Source organism: Kribbella deserti (assembly GCF_042434725.1).
Classification (GTDB): domain Bacteria; phylum Actinomycetota; class Actinomycetes; order Propionibacteriales; family Kribbellaceae; genus Kribbella; species Kribbella deserti.
In genome coordinates, this window is the sequence record NZ_JBHLTC010000027.1 from 17,405 (window position 1) to 33,339 (window position 15,935).

Consider the following 15,935-nt stretch of genomic DNA (forward strand, 5'->3'; position numbering starts at 1 on the left):
GCCTCCCGCACTGAAACCCACCCTGCGGCCGGGATCGCACCGGGTAACGCCACCCTGAAGATCTGGACGCCTAACAACGCGACCGCTCGCAGGTTGGTTCGACCGGCACCGGGCGAATAAACGGGTAACCCACTGAGGTGCCTTCGCGCAAAGGCCAGGTGCCAGTGATCCTAGGCCTGCCACTGCGGACACCTTGTGGGAGCCGAGCACCCTTAACCGCGTCCGAGCACGGGTAATTACCCCTGCTAGGAGACACCATCTCCCCTGCTAGCAGCCTGTTCCCACTGCTAGGGCCGGCGGCCTGCCGGCAGTTGGCGGGTCCGGTTGCTGCGAGCGCCAAGGGCATGGCCGCGTGGACACCAGCGGCGCGGGCCGCGTGGACACCAGCGGCGCGGGCCGCATGGACACCAGCGGCGCGGGCCGCGTGGATACCGGCGGCGCGGGCTGCCTCCCCGGACGGCCGAACGTCAGGCCGCGCGCGTTAGCGGGCTGTCAGGGGGAGACCCCAGGTGCGGGGGGAGATGGTGCGGTTGGCCCACGTCGTACTGGGCAGCACGATGCGGTAGTTGGTGGTACCGCGCTTGATCGCGGTCGCGGTGCCCACGCCGACGCCGCCACGCACGGGCACCGTCTGCACGTGGATCCACTTCGTGCCGTCGTACCTCTGCAGCGCGCCGTTGACGTTCACGGCGGGTTTGACCTCCAGGCGCGAGCTGACCTTCTGCCCGAGCGAGATCGGCTGGCCGTTGTTGAAGGCCCGCGGCCAGCCGACGTACGTGGTTGCGATCGTGAAGGGTGCGCCCGCGCTCCACGGCGCGACGTCTTCGGGGTACTTGGGCGCGAACGTCGGCACGACGATGCGGTATTGCCGCATGCCGTAGAGCATTGGGAAGAACTGCCCCTGGTAGCTCGTCTCGATGCGCTGCCAGGGTTTGGTGGCGTTGTCCCGCGCCTCCAGGGTGACGCCGAGGTTAGCCGAGCGGTGGCCCCACATCGGCGGTCCGGACAGCAGTGCGAAGTTGATCTGCGCCCGCGTACCGAATCCCTGGCTCTTCGGCGCTGACTCGAGCCTGGTGCGCAGGCTCTTGACCGTGACTTGGTGGTCCCACGCCTTGTAACGAGTGCCCCACACGTTGGTTGCCACCACGCCTAGGCCGTACGTCGTCGAACTCTGCCTGGGCAGCACGAACGACCTCGCGCCCGCGGGCACCGGGTAGACCTTCTGCGAAGGGCTGAGCGGGTGCACCGTCGGCCTGGCCGGGCCAAGATCGGTCGGCAGGTCGAGCGGGTCACCGGGGTTGAGATCGGTCTGCTCGTCCTGGACCCAGCTCATCGGGACCTGGCCGTCGGTCCGCGGTACGGCCCAGACGATCCGCGACACCGGCGGTCGCAGGCTGTCGAAGCGGACCGAGCGCGCCGGCACGCTTTCCGCGCTGCCGTCGTACGAGGTGACCTGCACCTCGAGGCTGGCCACGTCCAGCGGGACCTCGGAACGCCAGAACGCCGTCGAATTCCCCGTTGTGGTGCTCGGCACGTCCCGGTCAGGTCCGACGGCACTGCCGGTCGGCACGAGGCGAACGCGGTTGGCCGAGCCGGAGTCGCTCCAGCTGACCCGGATCATCTCGCGGGTAGCGTCGGCCCACTCGATCCGGACTCCGGTGGGAGCGGGCGGGGCCGCGGCCTCGGTGGCCCAGGCGGGACTGGTCAGCAAGCCGCCGAGCAGGGTGATGGCCAGCAGGATCTTCATATCAGCGCACCGTCATTCGGAAGGTCTCAGTGGTGATGCCGGAGATGTACCGGCCCGCGAAGAACGCACCGGGCACGATGTACCGGAAGGCGCTCACGCCGCGAGGAGCCGCGGTGAAGGAGTACGAGCCGGAGCCGTTTGTCAGCTGAACCCACTTCACGCTGACCCAGGAGGTGCCGTTCCAGCGCTGCAAGGTCGCGCGCGCGTTGGTGCCGGGCGCAACGCCCAGCAGCGCCGACACCTTGCTGCCGTACGTCGCCGACGGGTAGTCGATGCGAGCCCTGCGAACCACGTGGAAGGCGCTGGAAGTCACCGGCGTGGAACCGGCCACAAACGCCGCCACATCGCCGAACCCGGGCAGCTCCGCTCGCGCCGACGACGCCATCACCGCGCGGTACTGGCGGCGGCCTGGATTGGCCTGGGTGGCCCAGAAGGTGCCGTCCGGTTCGGTGTCCAGATAGGGGTTGATCGTCGACCACGCGGAATTCACGTCGTTCCGCGCCTGCAACTGGAGTCGGCCGACCGCCTCGACCCGATAGACCGGCTGCGTCACGCCCTCGGCGCATCGGCCGGGCCGAATGACCTCGAGCCGGCCGGCGAAGCGCAGGTAGGAGCCGTAGTTCGTTGCCGGAGTCACCTTTGCGCTGACCGCGTAGTCGGCCACCTCGAAGGCCTTCGTATCGGCCGGACCCCACTCGTTCGAGGCGCGCAAGAAAACGCGGTACGGACGCGGGCGCGCGGCCACGGTCGTCGTACCGGCTGAACCGGTCACCGTCGGCAGGGCCGTCCAGCCGCAGCCGACCCGGTTGCTCAGGTACGGCGTCGCGGCGGCGACGACCGGCCGGTCGAGCGGATCGCCCGGCGTGCTGTCGGTACGGCGAACGAGGTTCCAGCCGAGGCTGAGCGTGCCGTTGCCGTTGGGCTGGCGACGAGTGACCACCGGGAACTCCGGCCGATCCGTATCGAAGACCGGGGTCTGCCCGATCGTCGCGCCGGCCGCGGTCGCGCTGTCGGATTCGCGATCGAACACCGTGATGGTCAGATCGCGGTACGACGGGAACCGGCTGACGGGCAGCACCAGTTCGTTCGCGGCCGCCGCTGGTACCGGCTGCTCGAAAACGGTGCCCTGGGCATCGGTCGCGCGCAGCAGGTTGGGTTTGCCGTCCGCGGGCCAGCTGACCCGGACACCGCCGTTACTCCAGGAGAGCCCGATCGCGGCGGCCAGGCCATCGGCGGCGACGGCGGCCGCGGGTTTGGTCACCACTGGCGTGGTCGCCACCGACGCCAGCAGCGTCAGGGCAAGCGCAGACGGCAAGATGCCGAATTTGGACATGCTGAGATTGGTCCGTTCCCCAGGCCGGCATCTCTGAACCCCCGCCGGCATCGGGCGCGAACATAGCCGATCGCGACCAGGCGGGGGAAGACGATCCGGTTGCAGGTTGCTGCAAATCGACCGGCTGCGGGCGGGTCAGAAGAAGACGCTGCGGCGTTGCATGAGCAGGGCGTACAGGGTCTGCTGAATGGTTTCGCGGACCTGGTCGGTGACGTTGAAGACCAGCATCGGGTCGTCGGCGGCACCTTCGGCGAACTCGTCCGTGCGAATGGGCTCGCCGAATTCGATCAGCCACTTCGACGGCAGCGGGATCAAGCCGAGCGGACCGAGCAGCGGGAAGAACGGCGTCACCGGGATGTACGGAACGCCGAGCAGCCGCGCCAGCGACGAGATGTTGCCGACCAGCGGGTAGATCTCCTCGGCGCCGACGATCGAGCAGGGCACGATCGGTACGCCGGTGCGCATGGCGGCGCTGACGAATCCGCCACGGCCGAACCGCTGTAGCTTGTACCGCTCGCTGAAGGGCTTACCGATGCCCTTGAAGCCTTCCGGCCAGACGCCCACCAGGTCACCCCGGCCGAGCAGGCGTTCGGCGTCGTCGTTGCCCGCGAGGGTGGCGCCGCTCTTGCGGGCCATCTCCCCGACGAACGGAGTCTGGAACACCAGGTCCGCCGCGAGCGTGCGCAACGGGCGATGCGCGTGGTCCTTGACGATCAACTGGGTGATCAGGCCGTCCACCGGCATCGTGCCGGAGTGGTTCGCGACGATCAGCGCGCCACCGGTATCGGGAATGTTCTCGATACCGCGCACCTCGACCCGGAACCACTTCTCGGCCAACGGGCGCAGCAGGGTGAGGAACACCTCGTCGGTGAGCTCCTCGTCGTACCCGAACTCGTCGACCTCGTACTGCCCGGTGAGCCGGCGTCGCAGAAAGGCCAGCAATTCGGCCACTTTGCGCTCGCCGTCCGGACCGAGCCACTCCCGCACCATGCGCTCGAAGCCGAGAAACGCCTCCACCTGCTCGGCGCTGACCTCGACCGGCGGTACACCGGGGCGCGAGTCCTCCGTTGCGGCACTGCTGTCGTCGGCCTCCAGACCGGCAGGAGCATCCGGAACTGCCGAGGCGGGGGGCTCTTGCGCAGGTGGTGAATCGGCCGAGCCGTTCTGCGCTGCCTTGGCGGACGACTTGCGCGCGGTCTTGGTTTTCGCCGGACCCGCGAGCGATCGCGCCGCGGCCGAAGGCGTCGTACGACGGCCGCTGCCGCGTCCAGGCCGGCCACCGGAACCGATCGGAATGATGTCCGCGTCAGCCACGGATGGCCCCCAGGCCGGCCGAGACCAGGCGCGAGGCGGTGGTGAGGGCGCCGGAGCCGATCGCGGCGCGGAAGTCGTCGAACGCCTCGGCGGTGGTGTACTTCGGCTCGAAGCCGAACTCCGCCCGCATCCGGGTGGTATCGACCGCCCGGCCGTAGGTCAGATAGGTGATCTGGTCCGGCGAGAAGTCGGCCAGTCGCGCGCGCCGCACCAGCATCGCCGTACTCGAGGCGGTGAAGGAGGGCAGCGGCAGCGCCGGTTTGCCGAGCCGGCGGATCGCCTGGGAGAGGGAGAGAATCCCGTCACCGGCGAGATTGAAGGTGCCGGGCAGATCGTGCACCGCGGCGTGGTGGATCGCTTCGACGCCGTCGGACTCGTGCAGGAACTGCAGCCGGGCGTCGAACCCCAGCACGGTCGGCACAACGGGCATGGCGAAGTACCGCGTGATGGGTGACTCCGTCTGCGGGCCGATCCAGTTGGCCATGCGCAGCGTGGTGACGCAGACGTCGGGCCGGCGCCGCGCGAAACCCCGCACGTAACCCTCGACCTCGACGGCGTCCTTGCTCAGACCCGTCTGCGGAATCGCCCGTGGTGCCATCTCCTCGGTGAACAGGGCGGGGTCGCGAGGACCCGCGCCGTACACCGTGGTGGACGACTTGACCACCAGCTTGGCCACGCCGGGCGCCTTCTGGCACGCGGCAAGCAGCTGCATGGTGCCGATGACGTTGATCTCTTTCATCGACGACCGCCCACCGGCGCTGCCGGGGGTGGCCACCACGCCGGTGTGCACGACCGTATCGACGTCCTCACCCGCGATCACCTTGGCGATCACGGGATTGCGGATGTCGGCCCGGACGAACCGGACCCGACCGAGTTCCGCGCGCGGCGGAACCACATCGATACCGATCACCGCACCGATCGCCGGATCAGCCGCGAGCCGGCGCGCGCACCGTGCACCGGCGTCTCTCGAGACACCCGTCACCATCACTACGCGCGCCACGCAGACCTCCGGCTCATCGGCTCCGGCGGCTACTTACCGAGCTTGCGGCGCTGAACCCGCGTCTTCTTCAGCAACTTGCGGTGCTTCTTCTTCGCCATGCGCTTGCGGCGCTTCTTGATGACCGAACCCACTGTGGACCTTCCAAACTTAAGAGAGCGTCGGCAAAGCCTACCTGCTGGCCCGCCCCAGACCTAAGTCGCGCCTGTTCGGCCCTGATACTAGTACGGCCGTGTCATCACCAGCGAGACCCCTTGCCTGGTACTGCCGGGCCGCTGGATCCCTGCTGACGCCCGGTTCTGAGCTTGCTAGCGGCGGTGTTCCCAGGTGAGCAGGGTGTAGCTGCGACCCTTGTCCGAGACGAGTGAGGGCGGCATATCGGTCAGTACGTAGCCGGCGGCCTTCGCGACGCCCGCACTGGCTTCGTTGTCCGGCTCGATCTCGAGAACGACCCGGCTGATTCCGGCATCGCGATGCGCGTACTCGGTCAGTAGGCGCAGCGCCCGCGAAGCGAGGCCTTGGCCGCGATGAGCCGGGCCGATCGCGTACCCGAGGCTGCGGTACGAGCGGCTGAGCAGGACCTCGCCGAGCGGTTCCTCCCCATCGCGGGTGATCGCGAGCTGGACGCGCTCGCCGATCTCGGCCGTGCGCCTGGCGCGTTCGAGATAGGCCTGTGCCGCCGCGAGGTCGAACGGCGACGGCAGCGGCGTACGGAAAGCGATGGCGGGGTCGTCGAACAAGGCGGTCATGAGCGGCACGTCCGCGTCGCGCCACTCGCGCAGGATCAGCCCGTCGCCTACGAGCCGAACCGCCTCGCGCTCGCCGATCGTCATACCGCCAGTCTGCCTCGCCGGCGCGAACGGCGGCCCAACCAGGCGCAAGAGGGCATGGCGAAGTGGCCGGCCTCAGGGAGAGAACCGGCCACTTCGTTCTGGTAGTTATCCGGCTTGGAAGAAGGCGCCTTTGAGGTAGTCGTGCACGGCATCCTCGGAGACCCGGAAGGACCGGCCGACCCGCACCGCGGGCAACTCGCCGGAATGCACCAACCGGTACACGGTCATCTTGGACACGCGCATGGCCGTGGCCACTTCGGCCACGGTCAGAAACTTCACCTCGGCAAGCGGCTGCTCACCACCGGACTTCTTTGATGCCATAACGCACCGCACTTCCAGCACGAGTCGTGCGCCGGCTTCCCCTCCGGCACCTCCGCTCGCGCGTGCCTTGAGCCTAGTGGCTCGTGGTGCGAATGGGAAAGGGGGTGCCACAGTGACCTGACGGAATCCGTACAAAAGCCCCGGATCGACATCGAATCGAGCCGGTTCCGGCCTTTCGGTCAGGTCAGTACGTCGGGTCGAGACCCAGCAGCGGGAAGCTGACATCCCGGGTTGCCTTGATCGAGCGGTCCAGCCAGGTGTCCGGGTTGTAGCCGGACGACCAATCGGTGTACGCCGCGTCCCGGCCGTCCGTCATTCGCGACGGCGCCACCTGGCCGAGCCGCATCCGGACCTCGTCTCGCCACGACTCCGGTACGGGCGTCGCGGGATCGATCGGATGCCCGGCCACGATCGCGAGCAGGTGCGTCCACGCGCGCGGGACCACCTCCACGATGGCGTAGCCGCCGCCACCGGTCGCGACCCACTTGCCGTCGCAGATCTCGTGCGCCAGATCGTGCAGCGCGACGTACGCCGCGCGCTGGCCGTCGATCGTTTTGGTCAGATGCGCCAGCGGATCCTCGACGTGCGAGTCGCAGCCGTGCTGAGTGACCAGAACGGACGGGCGGAAGGCCTTCAAAACGTCCGGCACGATCGCGTGGAACGCGCGCAGCCAACCGGCGTCACCCGTTCCCGGCGGCAGCGGGATGTTCACCGCCGTACCGGGGGCGTTCGGGCCGCCGGTCTCCCCCGCCGAGCCGGTACCCGGGAAAAGAGTGGTCGGCGACTCGTGCAGGCTGACCGTCAGCACCCGCGGGTCGTCGTAGAAGACGGCCTGCACGCCGTCGCCGTGATGAACGTCGACGTCCACATAGGCCACCCGCTCGGCGCCCTGGTCGAGCAGCCACTGGATCGCGACGGCCGGATCGTTGTAGACGCAGAAGCCACTTGCGAGGGACGGCATCGCGTGGTGCAGGCCGCCGGACACGTTCGCGGCGTGCACCACCTCGCCCGACCAGACGGCCCGCGCGGCCTCGACCGAGGCGCCGACCACATGGGCCGAGGCCTCGTGCATGCGGGGAAAGCAATAGGTGTCGTCGGTACCGAGGCCGTGCTCCAGATCGGGCACGTCCGGATTCTCACCGGCCCGTTTCACCGCGGCGATGTACTCGGCGGTGTGCACGGTGGTGAGCAGCGCGTCGTCCGCGATCGGGGCGGGCACCACCTTGAGCTGATCGAGTACGCCGAGGGCGCGGGCCAACCGAACGGTCAGGTCCACCCGGACCGGGCTCATCGGATGACCATGACCGAAGTCGTAGGCGGTCAATCCCTCGTCGAAGACCAGCATCGCCTCACCACTCATGCCCCGACCTTAGCCCGCGCGGCGGCGGTGGTCCCCCGGCCGCGGTGTCAAGTGCTCTACCAGTGAGGTGGAAACGATTGGCCACGGCCGGTCCGGCCAGGAGGATCAGCGAGCGTCATCCCGTCAGTCCGCCGAAGGGAAACACCTCATGCGTGCCCTGGTCAAAGCCGTTCCCGTCGCCGTCGCGGCGGCCGCTCTCGTTCTCAATGTGAGCCCTCCGCAGTCCAGTCTCCAGTCGGCCGCGAGTAGTGGTCAGCAGGCCGCGGCCGCGGCGCCCGCCGTACCGCTGGTCCGGGCCACGCCGACGAAGGTGATGCCGATCGGCGACTCGAACACGGGCGGCGCCGATGCCGCCGCGGGTGGTTACCGCACCGACTTGTGGCAGTTGCTCCGGGCCGACGGCCGCCCGGTCGATTTCGTCGGGTCGCTCCGGGCCGGTTCGGCCGCGCTCGGCGATCACGATCACGAAGGCCACGGCGGCTGGACCATTCAGGGCATCCACGACAGCGTGGCCGGCTGGCTGCAGACCTACCAGCCCGACGTGGTGACCCTGCAGATCGGCACCAACGACATGTACGACGACACCGGCGCGGGCCTCGCGCCGGGCCGGCTGTCCGCGCTGCTGGATCGGATCACCCAGACCGCGCCGAACGCGCGGGTGTTCGTGACGAGCATTCCGCCGACCCGGATCGAGGCCGACCAGCGCCGTACCCAGGCCTTCAACGCCGCGATTCCGGGCATCGTCGCCGCGAAGGTTGCCGCAGGCAAGCAAATCGGCTACGTCGACACCGGCACGGCCTACGTGGCGCCGTTCGACCTGATGGACAACGTGCATCCGTACTACGGCGCGGCCTCCCGGGCGGCGGTCAAGTGGTACGCCGCGCTGACCGATCAGACCGTGAGCCGCTACGAGGCCGAGCAGACCGCCAACGCCGCGATCACGCACGCCGTCCGCACGACGATCACCTCCGCCTCGGGCAACGGCAAGGTCGGCTACATCGACTTCGACGACAGCGCGGTGGTCTTCACCGTCCAGGTAGGGGCTGCAGGCAACTATCGGGTCCGCGCGCGCGGCGCCAACGGCATGGGCACCACCTGCAGCCACCGGATCGCCGCGAACAACGGCCCGCAGCAGCCGGTCGTCTACCCCTCGTACTCGTGGGACCTCTTCCACGTGACCGCGGTCGACGTACCCCTGAACGCCGGGACCAATACGATCCGCTTCACCAAGGGCGACTGCTACACCGAACTGGACGCCATCGACCTCTCCCCCACCCCGACCGCCTGACGCCGTGTTCCCGGCCGGGCGCTCCGGCCGGGTCCAGGCCCGTTCGAGGGCGTGACGGGACCGGCGGGTTGTGGGTATTCTGCTCGCGTGAACAACGAACGCCTCCTGACTTTCGGGCAGTGGTGGACCGCCTAGGGCGGACCCACTGCGTTCACGCGCATTCAAAGGCCGCCTCGCCGAGGCGGCCTTTTTTTGTGCCCGCACCGGCGGTGGTGACCACAACCCACTGAACGGAAGGCACTCTGATGGTCTCGGTATCCGGCATCACCCCATCCGGACGGCTCACGCTCGGCAACCACCTCGGCGCGCTGCGGCGGTTCGGGGCCGACTCGGCCGGTGACGACTTCTACTTCGTCGCGGATCTGCACGCCATGACCACCAAACACGATCCACGCCGCCTCGCCCGGCTGACCCGGGAGGCGGCCACCTTGATGCTCGCGGCGGGCCTGCCACCGGGTTCGGTCTTCATCCAGTCGGCGGTACCGGCCCACGCCCAGTTGGCGTACCTGCTCGAGTGCACGTCGTACGTCGGGGAGTTGTCCCGGATGATCCAGTACAAGGAGAAGGGCAACGGCCGCCCGATGACCCGGGCCTCACTGTTCACCTATCCGTGTCTGATGGCGGCCGACATTCTGTTGTACGGCGCGGAGAAGGTGCCGGTCGGCGGGGACCAGGACCAGCACGTCGAACTGGCCCGGGACATCGCGATCCGGTTCAACCGAGAGTACGGCGAGACCTTCGTCGTACCGCAACTGGAGAAGGCGAAACAGGCCGCGCGGGTTCGCGATCTGGCGACGCCGACGGCCAAGATGGACAAGTCCGCGCCGGACGACGCCATCGGCACGATCCGGCTGCTCGACCCGCCGGACGTGATCCGCCGCCAGGTGATGCGGGCCGTCACGGACTCCGGGGACGAGGTGCGCCACGACTACGAGCAAAAGCCGGGCGTGACGAACCTGCTGGAGATCCTCGCGGCTTGTACGGACGGCGACGCGGTCGAGCTCGCGACGGCCTACTCGTCGTACGGCCAGTTGAAGACGGATGTCGCCGAGGCCGTGCTGGCGGTGATCGAACCCCTGCAGAAGCGGTACGCCGACCTCGCCACCGACCAGGCCGAGCTGGACTCGATCCTCGCGGCTGGCCGCGACCGCGCGATCGAGGCCGCCCAGCCTCGTCTGCGGGCCGCTCTGCACGCCATGGGCCTCAACGGTTGAAGGGAGCCGTGGCAGGATCGGGTTATGGAGCTGAGGGTCGCGACGTTCAACATCCGCAATTCGTCAGCTGATGACGGGAACGACTCGTGGCCCTTGCGGCGCGAGGCGACCGTCGCGGCGGTCGCTGCCCTCGACGCGGAGGTGGTCGGGTTGCAGGAGGTGCTGCCCGACCAGCTGGCCTACCTCCGCGAAGCGCTTCCGGCGTACGACGTGGTCGGGGCCGGGCGGGACGACGGGGATGCGACAGGTGAACATGCGTCCGTGCTCGTACGGCGAGACGCGTGGCGGATCGAATCGCACGAAACCCGCTGGCTGTCGCTCGAACCGGAACGGCCCGGGTCCGTCGGCTGGGACGCACACCTGACGCGGATCGCGACCCTGGCCCGGTTGCGCCGGCGTGAGAGCGGCCGGGCCGTCGGAATCGCCAACACGCACTACGACCACGCTGGGGAAACCGCCCGGATCGAGTCGTCGAGGTTGCTCGGCCGCTGGCTCGCGGCGGAACCCGGCTTGCCGTGGATCATCCTGGGCGATTTGAACGCCACGCCCGAGTCAGAACCCCTGCGGGCGTTGACGTCCGAGGGCTGGCGGCAGACCTTGCCGGCGGATGCGGGCGGCACCGAACACGCCTTCAGCGGCGCCGAGGACGGCGACCGGATCGACCACATCCTGATCGGCAAGGGACTGACGTGCCGCGGCGCGCGAATCGCCTGCGAACGATTCGAGGGACGTCTGCCGAGTGATCATTGGCCGGTTGTGGCCGATCTCGTTTTGACGTGAGCATGATCTGACTGTGATCATCACGTAACCTTATGCACGGTCGCGGGGGCGGCACGCGGAGGAGAGAGATGTGAAGGTCTTCAGGGTTCCACCTGACTGGCCCGCGCCACCACGCCGGAACTGGGAGCCGCCAAAGGGCTGGCAACCACATCCGAGCTGGCCACCGGCTCCACCGGGCTGGCACTTCTGGGTCGACGGTGACGGCGCTCCGGTCCGTGGTCCCATCGGCCTGTACGGCGGTCCAGAGCGCTCGAACAAGGTCGGCGCGGCGGTCACCGCCGGAATCACCCTGATCGCGGCCGGCTGGATCGTCGCCGTGATGAACACCGGCGACGGTAGTGACGCTCAGGCCATCACCGCCACCACGACGACCACCACCACCTCGACTCCGGCTCGCAGCCCGAAGGCGAAACCGGTCCGTAAGCCAGTCATCCCCAACGCGAAGCCGTCCAAGGCCAGCGCGAAGCCGGCACCACGGCGGACCCCGTCGAAGCCGGTGATCAAGCCGACCAAGTCCCCGGTCAGCCCGACCAGACCACGGCTCACACCCCGGCCGACGCCTACGCCGACCCCGACGCCGACCCGGGCCACCGTGCCGCCGACGCCACCGCCCACCACCGTGACCATCCGGAACATGGAGGACTGGCAGAAGTACTGCGCCCCGGGCAAGCCGTACGAGAAGTACTGCGGCGTCGGCGCCTGGAACACCACCACCCCGGACGGCCGGTAACCGCCTTTCCTGCAGTCATTCGTCAGGCGAAGGCTTCCTGGCGGAGGCGTTCGAGGGCGTCGAAGCGGCGGGTGCCGTCGCCGAGCACGGAGTCGGGCACGATCAGCTCGTCGATACCGGCTTCGGCATAACGGCCGACGGCGTCACGAACCTCTTCCGCGCTGCCCATCACCACGTGCGGCATCCGCGCTGACAGGCGCTCACGCTGCTCGGCGGCCTCGGTATCACCCGGCTCGATGATCGCGATCAGGGCCTGCGCGGACCGTCGTACGGTGGCGGGGTCGCGGCCGATGCGCTCGCAGTGGTCGCGGAAGACCTTGCCCTTGTGGGCGGCGAGTTCCGGCGTACCCCAATGGTTCCATTCGTCGGCGTAGCGGGCGACGATGCCGAGCGCGACCTGCTCGCCCGCGGCCCCGATCAACAGGGGCAGGTGCGCGGGCTTGGGCTGCATCGGCGCGTCGGACAACTGGTAGAACCGGCCCTGGAAATCGGCTCGCTCCTGGGTCAGCAGCGCGGTGAATACCTGGCACGCCTCGTCGAATCGCGCGAGCAGTTCCTTCACCGGCGGCAGGTCGATGCCGTACGCCGCGTGCTCGTTGACCTGCCAGCCCGCGCCGATGCCGAGCACGAACCGGCCAGCGCTCAGCTGGTCGATCGCCGCCGCCTGGTTCGCGACCACCGCGGGATGGCGATAGGTGTTGCCCGCCACCAGGGAGCCGATCCGGACCCGCTCGGTACGGACGGCGAGCGCGGACAGTACGGCGAAGCACTCCAGGATCGAGCCGGACCGCTGCTCGTTGTTGTCCATGAAGTGGTCGGCGAACCAGACGCCGTGCCAGCCCGTGCGCTCCGCATACTCCGCGCCTTCGAGAATGCCGTTCCAGTCCCGGGACAACGCCGGCCACAACGAGAAGTCCATCCGCCGAACCTATCCCGGGAATCAGTAGCGGAGGAAGAAGACCGCGGCGCAGAGCAGCACGTAGGCCACGACGATGACGGCACCAGGCGCCGGCCGGATCTGAGCGGAGGCCGGTCGAGCCTGGCGACGGATGGTCTCGGCCACCGAGGCGACGTACTCGGGAGTGGTTCGTTTGTCGTCGAATCCGCCCACCACGTGGAGGTCGTGCTCGGTTTCGAAGGTGATCTGCCTGCCCGCGACGTCGATCGCGCGGAGGTCCTGCCACGGCACACGGTGGATCTGGTTCGTCGACCGGATCGCCAGCACGTCCGCCTCGAACGTCAACCGCTGCAGGAGTTGCAGGCACGCGAAGTTGATGCCACTGCCGCCTGCGGCCACGACCAGCAAAGCGGTCTGCCAGGCGCCGGGATCGAACCAGAGCACCGGTGGCGCGATCAGGAAAGGTGCCACGAGCAACAATCGCGACCACCACGGCGCCGGCTCGAGCGGCACCTGCCACGGTAGCGCCGGGACTTCGCCCGCGGGTTGGGCAACCTCGACGACCTCGCTGTCTTCGTACTGCTCGTCGCCGGCGGACAGGTCTTCGTCGGCGGACAGGCCATCGAACTCCTCCCGGCCGCGCGCGAAGGGCAGAACGTCGAGCGGGTTGGTCCTGGGCGCACGGAAGGGGCGGGACGCGCGCATCACGGTGTCACCGAGAACGAGAGTGACCCAGGCCCCGTCGGTCAGATCGCCTACCAGCAAGGCGTTTCCTTGGTACTTGCGCAGGTCCGTCTCCCATTGCCGCCGGACCGAGGCCGGTGCGAACTCGGTTACGTCCTTCTCCAGGACGTCGTACGCCGCGTCGAGTTCCCCGGCCTGATCCGGGTCGTCCGGCAACGCGCCGACAAAGCCGAGCACGTTCTCGAACTTGAGGTCATCCGCCGCGAACACCCCCAACCGCATCCCCGCAGCCGGCGCGATCCGAACCGGCAGCCCGGTCGTCGTCACCGGCCGCGTAGGCCGATTGCGCCGCCGTTGCAGATCTCTGCCCGCCAGCAGTACACCGAGCAGCAGGGCACTCCCGGAGACGGTGTACCACCAGGTGTTGTCCGCCGGTTCGGCCACCATGCCGAACCAGTCCGGATCCTCGGCGTCCTGCAAGCGCATCGCCGCCATGCCGGCAACGGCCACCACGATCGCGACCGCCAGTGCGGCGAGCGGCCAGGTGAAGCCCGTCCGTTCGGCCGGGGGCAGAACTACCGGGCGGCGGGCGAGATCGCGGGTCCGGGCCAGCTGGCGGTTCCGGCTGATGGCGAACCAGGCCAGCAACAGCAGGCAGAGCCCGCCGTACGTGCCCCAGGCGGCCACGGCCTCGGGGGTGTCATCGAACGCGACCTCAAGGGCCGCGAAGGCGATCCCGAAGCAGGCCGCCAGCCGCGGCATCCACCACCACAACACGAGGGAAGCGAGGCATATGACAAGGCTCAACGCGAAGCTGACGTCGGGTCCGCAGCTGCTCGGGTCCTGCTCCGAACACGGCACTTCGTCCCCGAAGGCCAAAGAGACCGCCACGGCGGCGGCCCAGAGCGCGGGCAGCAGGTAACGGTAGATCCAGCTCGGCACGACCACCGCCAGCCAGCGGCGCGCGACCTCAGCATCCAGCGTGTTCGCCATGCCCGACCTTAACGGCCCACCCGGCCGACCCCGCCCAACTTTCCGCGAAGGCGGGTTACTCGGCGGCTAGGGCGCGGGAGCGGTTGCGGGCGGCTTCGATCGCGGAGAGGAACGCGGCGCGGACCTTGTGGTCCTCCAGTTCACGGACGGCGGCGGCCGTCGTACCACCGGGTGAGGTGACGCGCTCGCGCAGCACGGTCGGGTGCTCGCCGGTCTCGCGCAGCAGCTTGGCCGAACCGACCACCGTCTGGACCACCAGTTCGGTCGCCGTCGAGCGCGGCAGGCCCATGTGCACGCCGGCCTCGATCATCGCCTCGACCACAAAAAAGATGTATGCCGGGCCGGAGCCGGACACCGCGGTGACGGCGTCCTGCTGCTTCTCGGGCACCCGGACGACCTTGCCGGTGGCGGCGAGCAGGCCCTCGGCGAGCACGAGGTGGCTCTCGTCGCAGTGCGCGCCCCGGGAGATCGCGGCCATGCCCTCGTCGACCAGGGCCGGCGTGTTCGGCATCACCCTGACGACGGCGACGCCTTCGGGCAGGCGGGACTCGATGAACCCGGTGGTGATACCCGCCGCCAGCGACACCACGGTCTGCTCCGGGCGAACCATCGGCGCGATCTCGGCCAGCAGTTCGGGCATGTCCTGCGGCTTGACCACCAGTAGCAGCGTCTCGGCCTTCGCGGCGGCCTCGGAGTTCGTCACCACGTCCACGCCGTACCGCTCGCGCAGCTCGTCGGCGCGTTCCTCCCGGCGCTCGGTGATCAGCAATTCCTCCGGCCGGCGCCCGGCCCGCAGCAGCCCGGAGAGCAGCGTCTCCCCCATCACACCCGCACCGAGAATCGCGACCTGGCCTGTTCCTGTCATATGGGCAGCCTAGTGGTCGAATTTGATCGAGAAGGGGGTTTGGCCACGGGGTGGACCGCGAGGGTTTGGGCTGTCAGACAGACCCCGCCATGGAAGGACCTCCCTATGAGCACGCTTCTCGGCACCACTCGACGCGTCCTGACGGCCGTTGCCGCCACCGCGATGCTGACGCTGACCGGTGCCGGCATCGCCGCCGCGGCTCCGGCCGTCGACGAAGGCCCGGCCAAGTCGGTCGCCACCTCGGCCGGAACGCTCATCGCAGCCGCTCCGCCCGCCTGCAACGTCCGGATCGCCGTTTGGTACGGCGAGACCTGCTTCCAGGCCAACGGCGACGAGCAGTGGATTCGCGACCTCGACCCGAACGGCTGGCAGGCCTGGGTGCACGTGCAGACCAACTACGGCAAGAACCGCTACTGCGGCGCCCTGCCGGCCGCGGACGGCTGGGGCAAGTGCTCGTACGACCACGACGAGACCAAGTGCGTCCGCTTCCGGATGTACGAGGAGAAGGCCGGCGAAGAGCGGAACTTCACCAGCTGGACCGCGTGGCACAAGGTTTCGACCGGCGCCCTCTGCTGAAC

16 protein-coding genes are annotated in these 15,935 nt (G+C 68.9%); 5 read left to right on the top strand and 11 right to left on the bottom strand.

Features of this window, described 5'->3' with window-relative positions; all coding sequences use genetic code 11:
• Positions 1-481: 481 nt before the first annotated feature.
• The 8 genes from ACFFGN_RS20625 to ACFFGN_RS20660 form a co-directional block, all read right to left on the bottom strand.
• Complete coding sequence (locus ACFFGN_RS20625) at positions 482-1,747, bottom strand: hypothetical protein (protein ID WP_380050117.1); 1,266 nt, start codon at positions 1,745-1,747, stop codon at positions 482-484.
• 1 nt (position 1,748) lies between these two features.
• On the bottom strand, positions 1,749-3,080 hold the full coding sequence (locus ACFFGN_RS20630) for a hypothetical protein (protein ID WP_380050120.1): 1,332 nt from the start codon (positions 3,078-3,080) through the stop codon (positions 1,749-1,751).
• Positions 3,081-3,215: 135 nt separating this feature from the next.
• On the bottom strand, positions 3,216-4,394 hold the full coding sequence (locus ACFFGN_RS20635; RefSeq protein WP_380050123.1) for a lysophospholipid acyltransferase family protein: 1,179 nt from the start codon (positions 4,392-4,394) through the stop codon (positions 3,216-3,218).
• Positions 4,387-5,394 (bottom strand): NAD-dependent epimerase/dehydratase family protein, encoded by a 1,008-nt coding sequence (locus ACFFGN_RS20640; protein WP_380050126.1) that lies wholly within the window; start codon positions 5,392-5,394, stop codon positions 4,387-4,389. The genes ACFFGN_RS20635 and ACFFGN_RS20640 overlap by 8 nt, the downstream gene beginning before the upstream one ends.
• A gap of 29 nt (positions 5,395-5,423) precedes the next feature.
• Positions 5,424-5,525, bottom strand: coding sequence for a 30S ribosomal protein bS22 (locus ACFFGN_RS20645; protein WP_008356322.1), 102 nt, complete (start codon positions 5,523-5,525; stop codon positions 5,424-5,426).
• A 174-nt stretch (positions 5,526-5,699) separates the two neighbouring features.
• Positions 5,700-6,224: a GNAT family N-acetyltransferase gene (locus ACFFGN_RS20650; protein ID WP_380050131.1), complete on the bottom strand. Its 525-nt coding sequence runs from the start codon at positions 6,222-6,224 to the stop codon at positions 5,700-5,702.
• A 105-nt stretch (positions 6,225-6,329) separates the two neighbouring features.
• Complete coding sequence (locus ACFFGN_RS20655; protein WP_012923942.1) at positions 6,330-6,545, bottom strand: helix-turn-helix domain-containing protein; 216 nt, start codon at positions 6,543-6,545, stop codon at positions 6,330-6,332.
• Positions 6,546-6,729: 184 nt separating this feature from the next.
• A complete protein-coding gene (locus ACFFGN_RS20660) occupies positions 6,730-7,905 on the bottom strand; it encodes an acetoin utilization protein AcuC (protein ID WP_380050136.1) in 1,176 nt (391 codons plus the stop codon).
• 148 nt (positions 7,906-8,053) lie between these two features.
• Here ACFFGN_RS20660 and ACFFGN_RS20665 point away from each other — a divergent pair, with 148 nt between their 5' ends.
• The 4 genes from ACFFGN_RS20665 to ACFFGN_RS20680 all read left to right on the top strand — a co-directional run bounded on the left by ACFFGN_RS20665 (position 8,054) and on the right by ACFFGN_RS20680 (position 11,917).
• Positions 8,054-9,193: a GDSL-type esterase/lipase family protein gene (locus ACFFGN_RS20665; protein ID WP_380050139.1), complete on the top strand. Its 1,140-nt coding sequence runs from the start codon at positions 8,054-8,056 to the stop codon at positions 9,191-9,193.
• A 245-nt stretch (positions 9,194-9,438) separates the two neighbouring features.
• Entirely contained in the window at positions 9,439-10,407 is a 969-nt protein-coding gene (trpS, locus tag ACFFGN_RS20670; protein WP_380050142.1) for a tryptophan--tRNA ligase, read from the top strand.
• 24 nt (positions 10,408-10,431) lie between these two features.
• Positions 10,432-11,187 carry an endonuclease/exonuclease/phosphatase family protein gene (locus ACFFGN_RS20675; protein WP_380050144.1) on the top strand — a complete coding sequence of 252 codons (756 nt, stop codon included), beginning with the start codon at positions 10,432-10,434 and terminating at the stop codon, positions 11,185-11,187.
• Between the two features lie 70 nt (positions 11,188-11,257).
• On the top strand, positions 11,258-11,917 hold the full coding sequence (locus ACFFGN_RS20680) for a hypothetical protein (protein ID WP_380050147.1): 660 nt from the start codon (positions 11,258-11,260) through the stop codon (positions 11,915-11,917).
• Positions 11,918-11,939: 22 nt separating this feature from the next.
• Here ACFFGN_RS20680 and ACFFGN_RS20685 read toward each other — a convergent pair whose 3' ends face one another.
• From ACFFGN_RS20685 to proC, 3 genes are read right to left on the bottom strand one after another with little or no spacing between them, the layout of a single operon-like run.
• Complete coding sequence (locus ACFFGN_RS20685) at positions 11,940-12,836, bottom strand: TIGR03560 family F420-dependent LLM class oxidoreductase (RefSeq protein WP_380050150.1); 897 nt, start codon at positions 12,834-12,836, stop codon at positions 11,940-11,942.
• Between the two features lie 21 nt (positions 12,837-12,857).
• A complete protein-coding gene (locus tag ACFFGN_RS20690) occupies positions 12,858-14,492 on the bottom strand; it encodes a hypothetical protein (RefSeq protein ID WP_380050153.1) in 1,635 nt (544 codons plus the stop codon).
• A 55-nt stretch (positions 14,493-14,547) separates the two neighbouring features.
• Positions 14,548-15,357 (bottom strand): pyrroline-5-carboxylate reductase, encoded by an 810-nt coding sequence (gene proC / locus ACFFGN_RS20695; RefSeq protein WP_380050156.1) that lies wholly within the window; start codon positions 15,355-15,357, stop codon positions 14,548-14,550.
• Positions 15,358-15,462: 105 nt separating this feature from the next.
• Here proC and ACFFGN_RS20700 point away from each other — a divergent pair, with 105 nt between their 5' ends.
• A complete protein-coding gene (locus ACFFGN_RS20700; protein WP_380050159.1) occupies positions 15,463-15,933 on the top strand; it encodes a hypothetical protein in 471 nt (156 codons plus the stop codon).
• The last annotated feature ends 2 nt before the right edge of the window (positions 15,934-15,935 follow it).

Bases quoted from the DNA above. Each gene is read 5' to 3' on its own strand.
- ACFFGN_RS20625 (WP_380050117.1), bottom strand. From the start codon at position 1,747: ATGAAGATCCTGCTGGCCATCACCCTGCTCGGCGGCTTGCTGACCAGT.
- ACFFGN_RS20630 (WP_380050120.1), bottom strand. From the start codon at position 3,080: ATGTCCAAATTCGGCATCTTGCCGTCTGCGCTTGCCCTGACGCTGCTG.
- ACFFGN_RS20650 (WP_380050131.1), bottom strand. From the start codon at position 6,224: ATGACGATCGGCGAGCGCGAGGCGGTTCGGCTCGTAGGCGACGGGCTG.
- ACFFGN_RS20655 (WP_012923942.1), bottom strand. From the start codon at position 6,545: ATGGCATCAAAGAAGTCCGGTGGTGAGCAGCCGCTTGCCGAGGTGAAG.
- ACFFGN_RS20660 (WP_380050136.1), bottom strand. From the start codon at position 7,905: ATGAGTGGTGAGGCGATGCTGGTCTTCGACGAGGGATTGACCGCCTAC.
- ACFFGN_RS20665 (WP_380050139.1), top strand. From the start codon at position 8,054: ATGCGTGCCCTGGTCAAAGCCGTTCCCGTCGCCGTCGCGGCGGCCGCT.
- trpS (WP_380050142.1), top strand. From the start codon at position 9,439: ATGGTCTCGGTATCCGGCATCACCCCATCCGGACGGCTCACGCTCGGC.
- ACFFGN_RS20675 (WP_380050144.1), top strand. From the start codon at position 10,432: ATGGAGCTGAGGGTCGCGACGTTCAACATCCGCAATTCGTCAGCTGAT.
- ACFFGN_RS20685 (WP_380050150.1), bottom strand. From the start codon at position 12,836: ATGGACTTCTCGTTGTGGCCGGCGTTGTCCCGGGACTGGAACGGCATT.
- ACFFGN_RS20690 (WP_380050153.1), bottom strand. From the start codon at position 14,492: ATGGCGAACACGCTGGATGCTGAGGTCGCGCGCCGCTGGCTGGCGGTG.
- proC (WP_380050156.1), bottom strand. From the start codon at position 15,357: ATGACAGGAACAGGCCAGGTCGCGATTCTCGGTGCGGGTGTGATGGGG.
- ACFFGN_RS20700 (WP_380050159.1), top strand. From the start codon at position 15,463: ATGAGCACGCTTCTCGGCACCACTCGACGCGTCCTGACGGCCGTTGCC.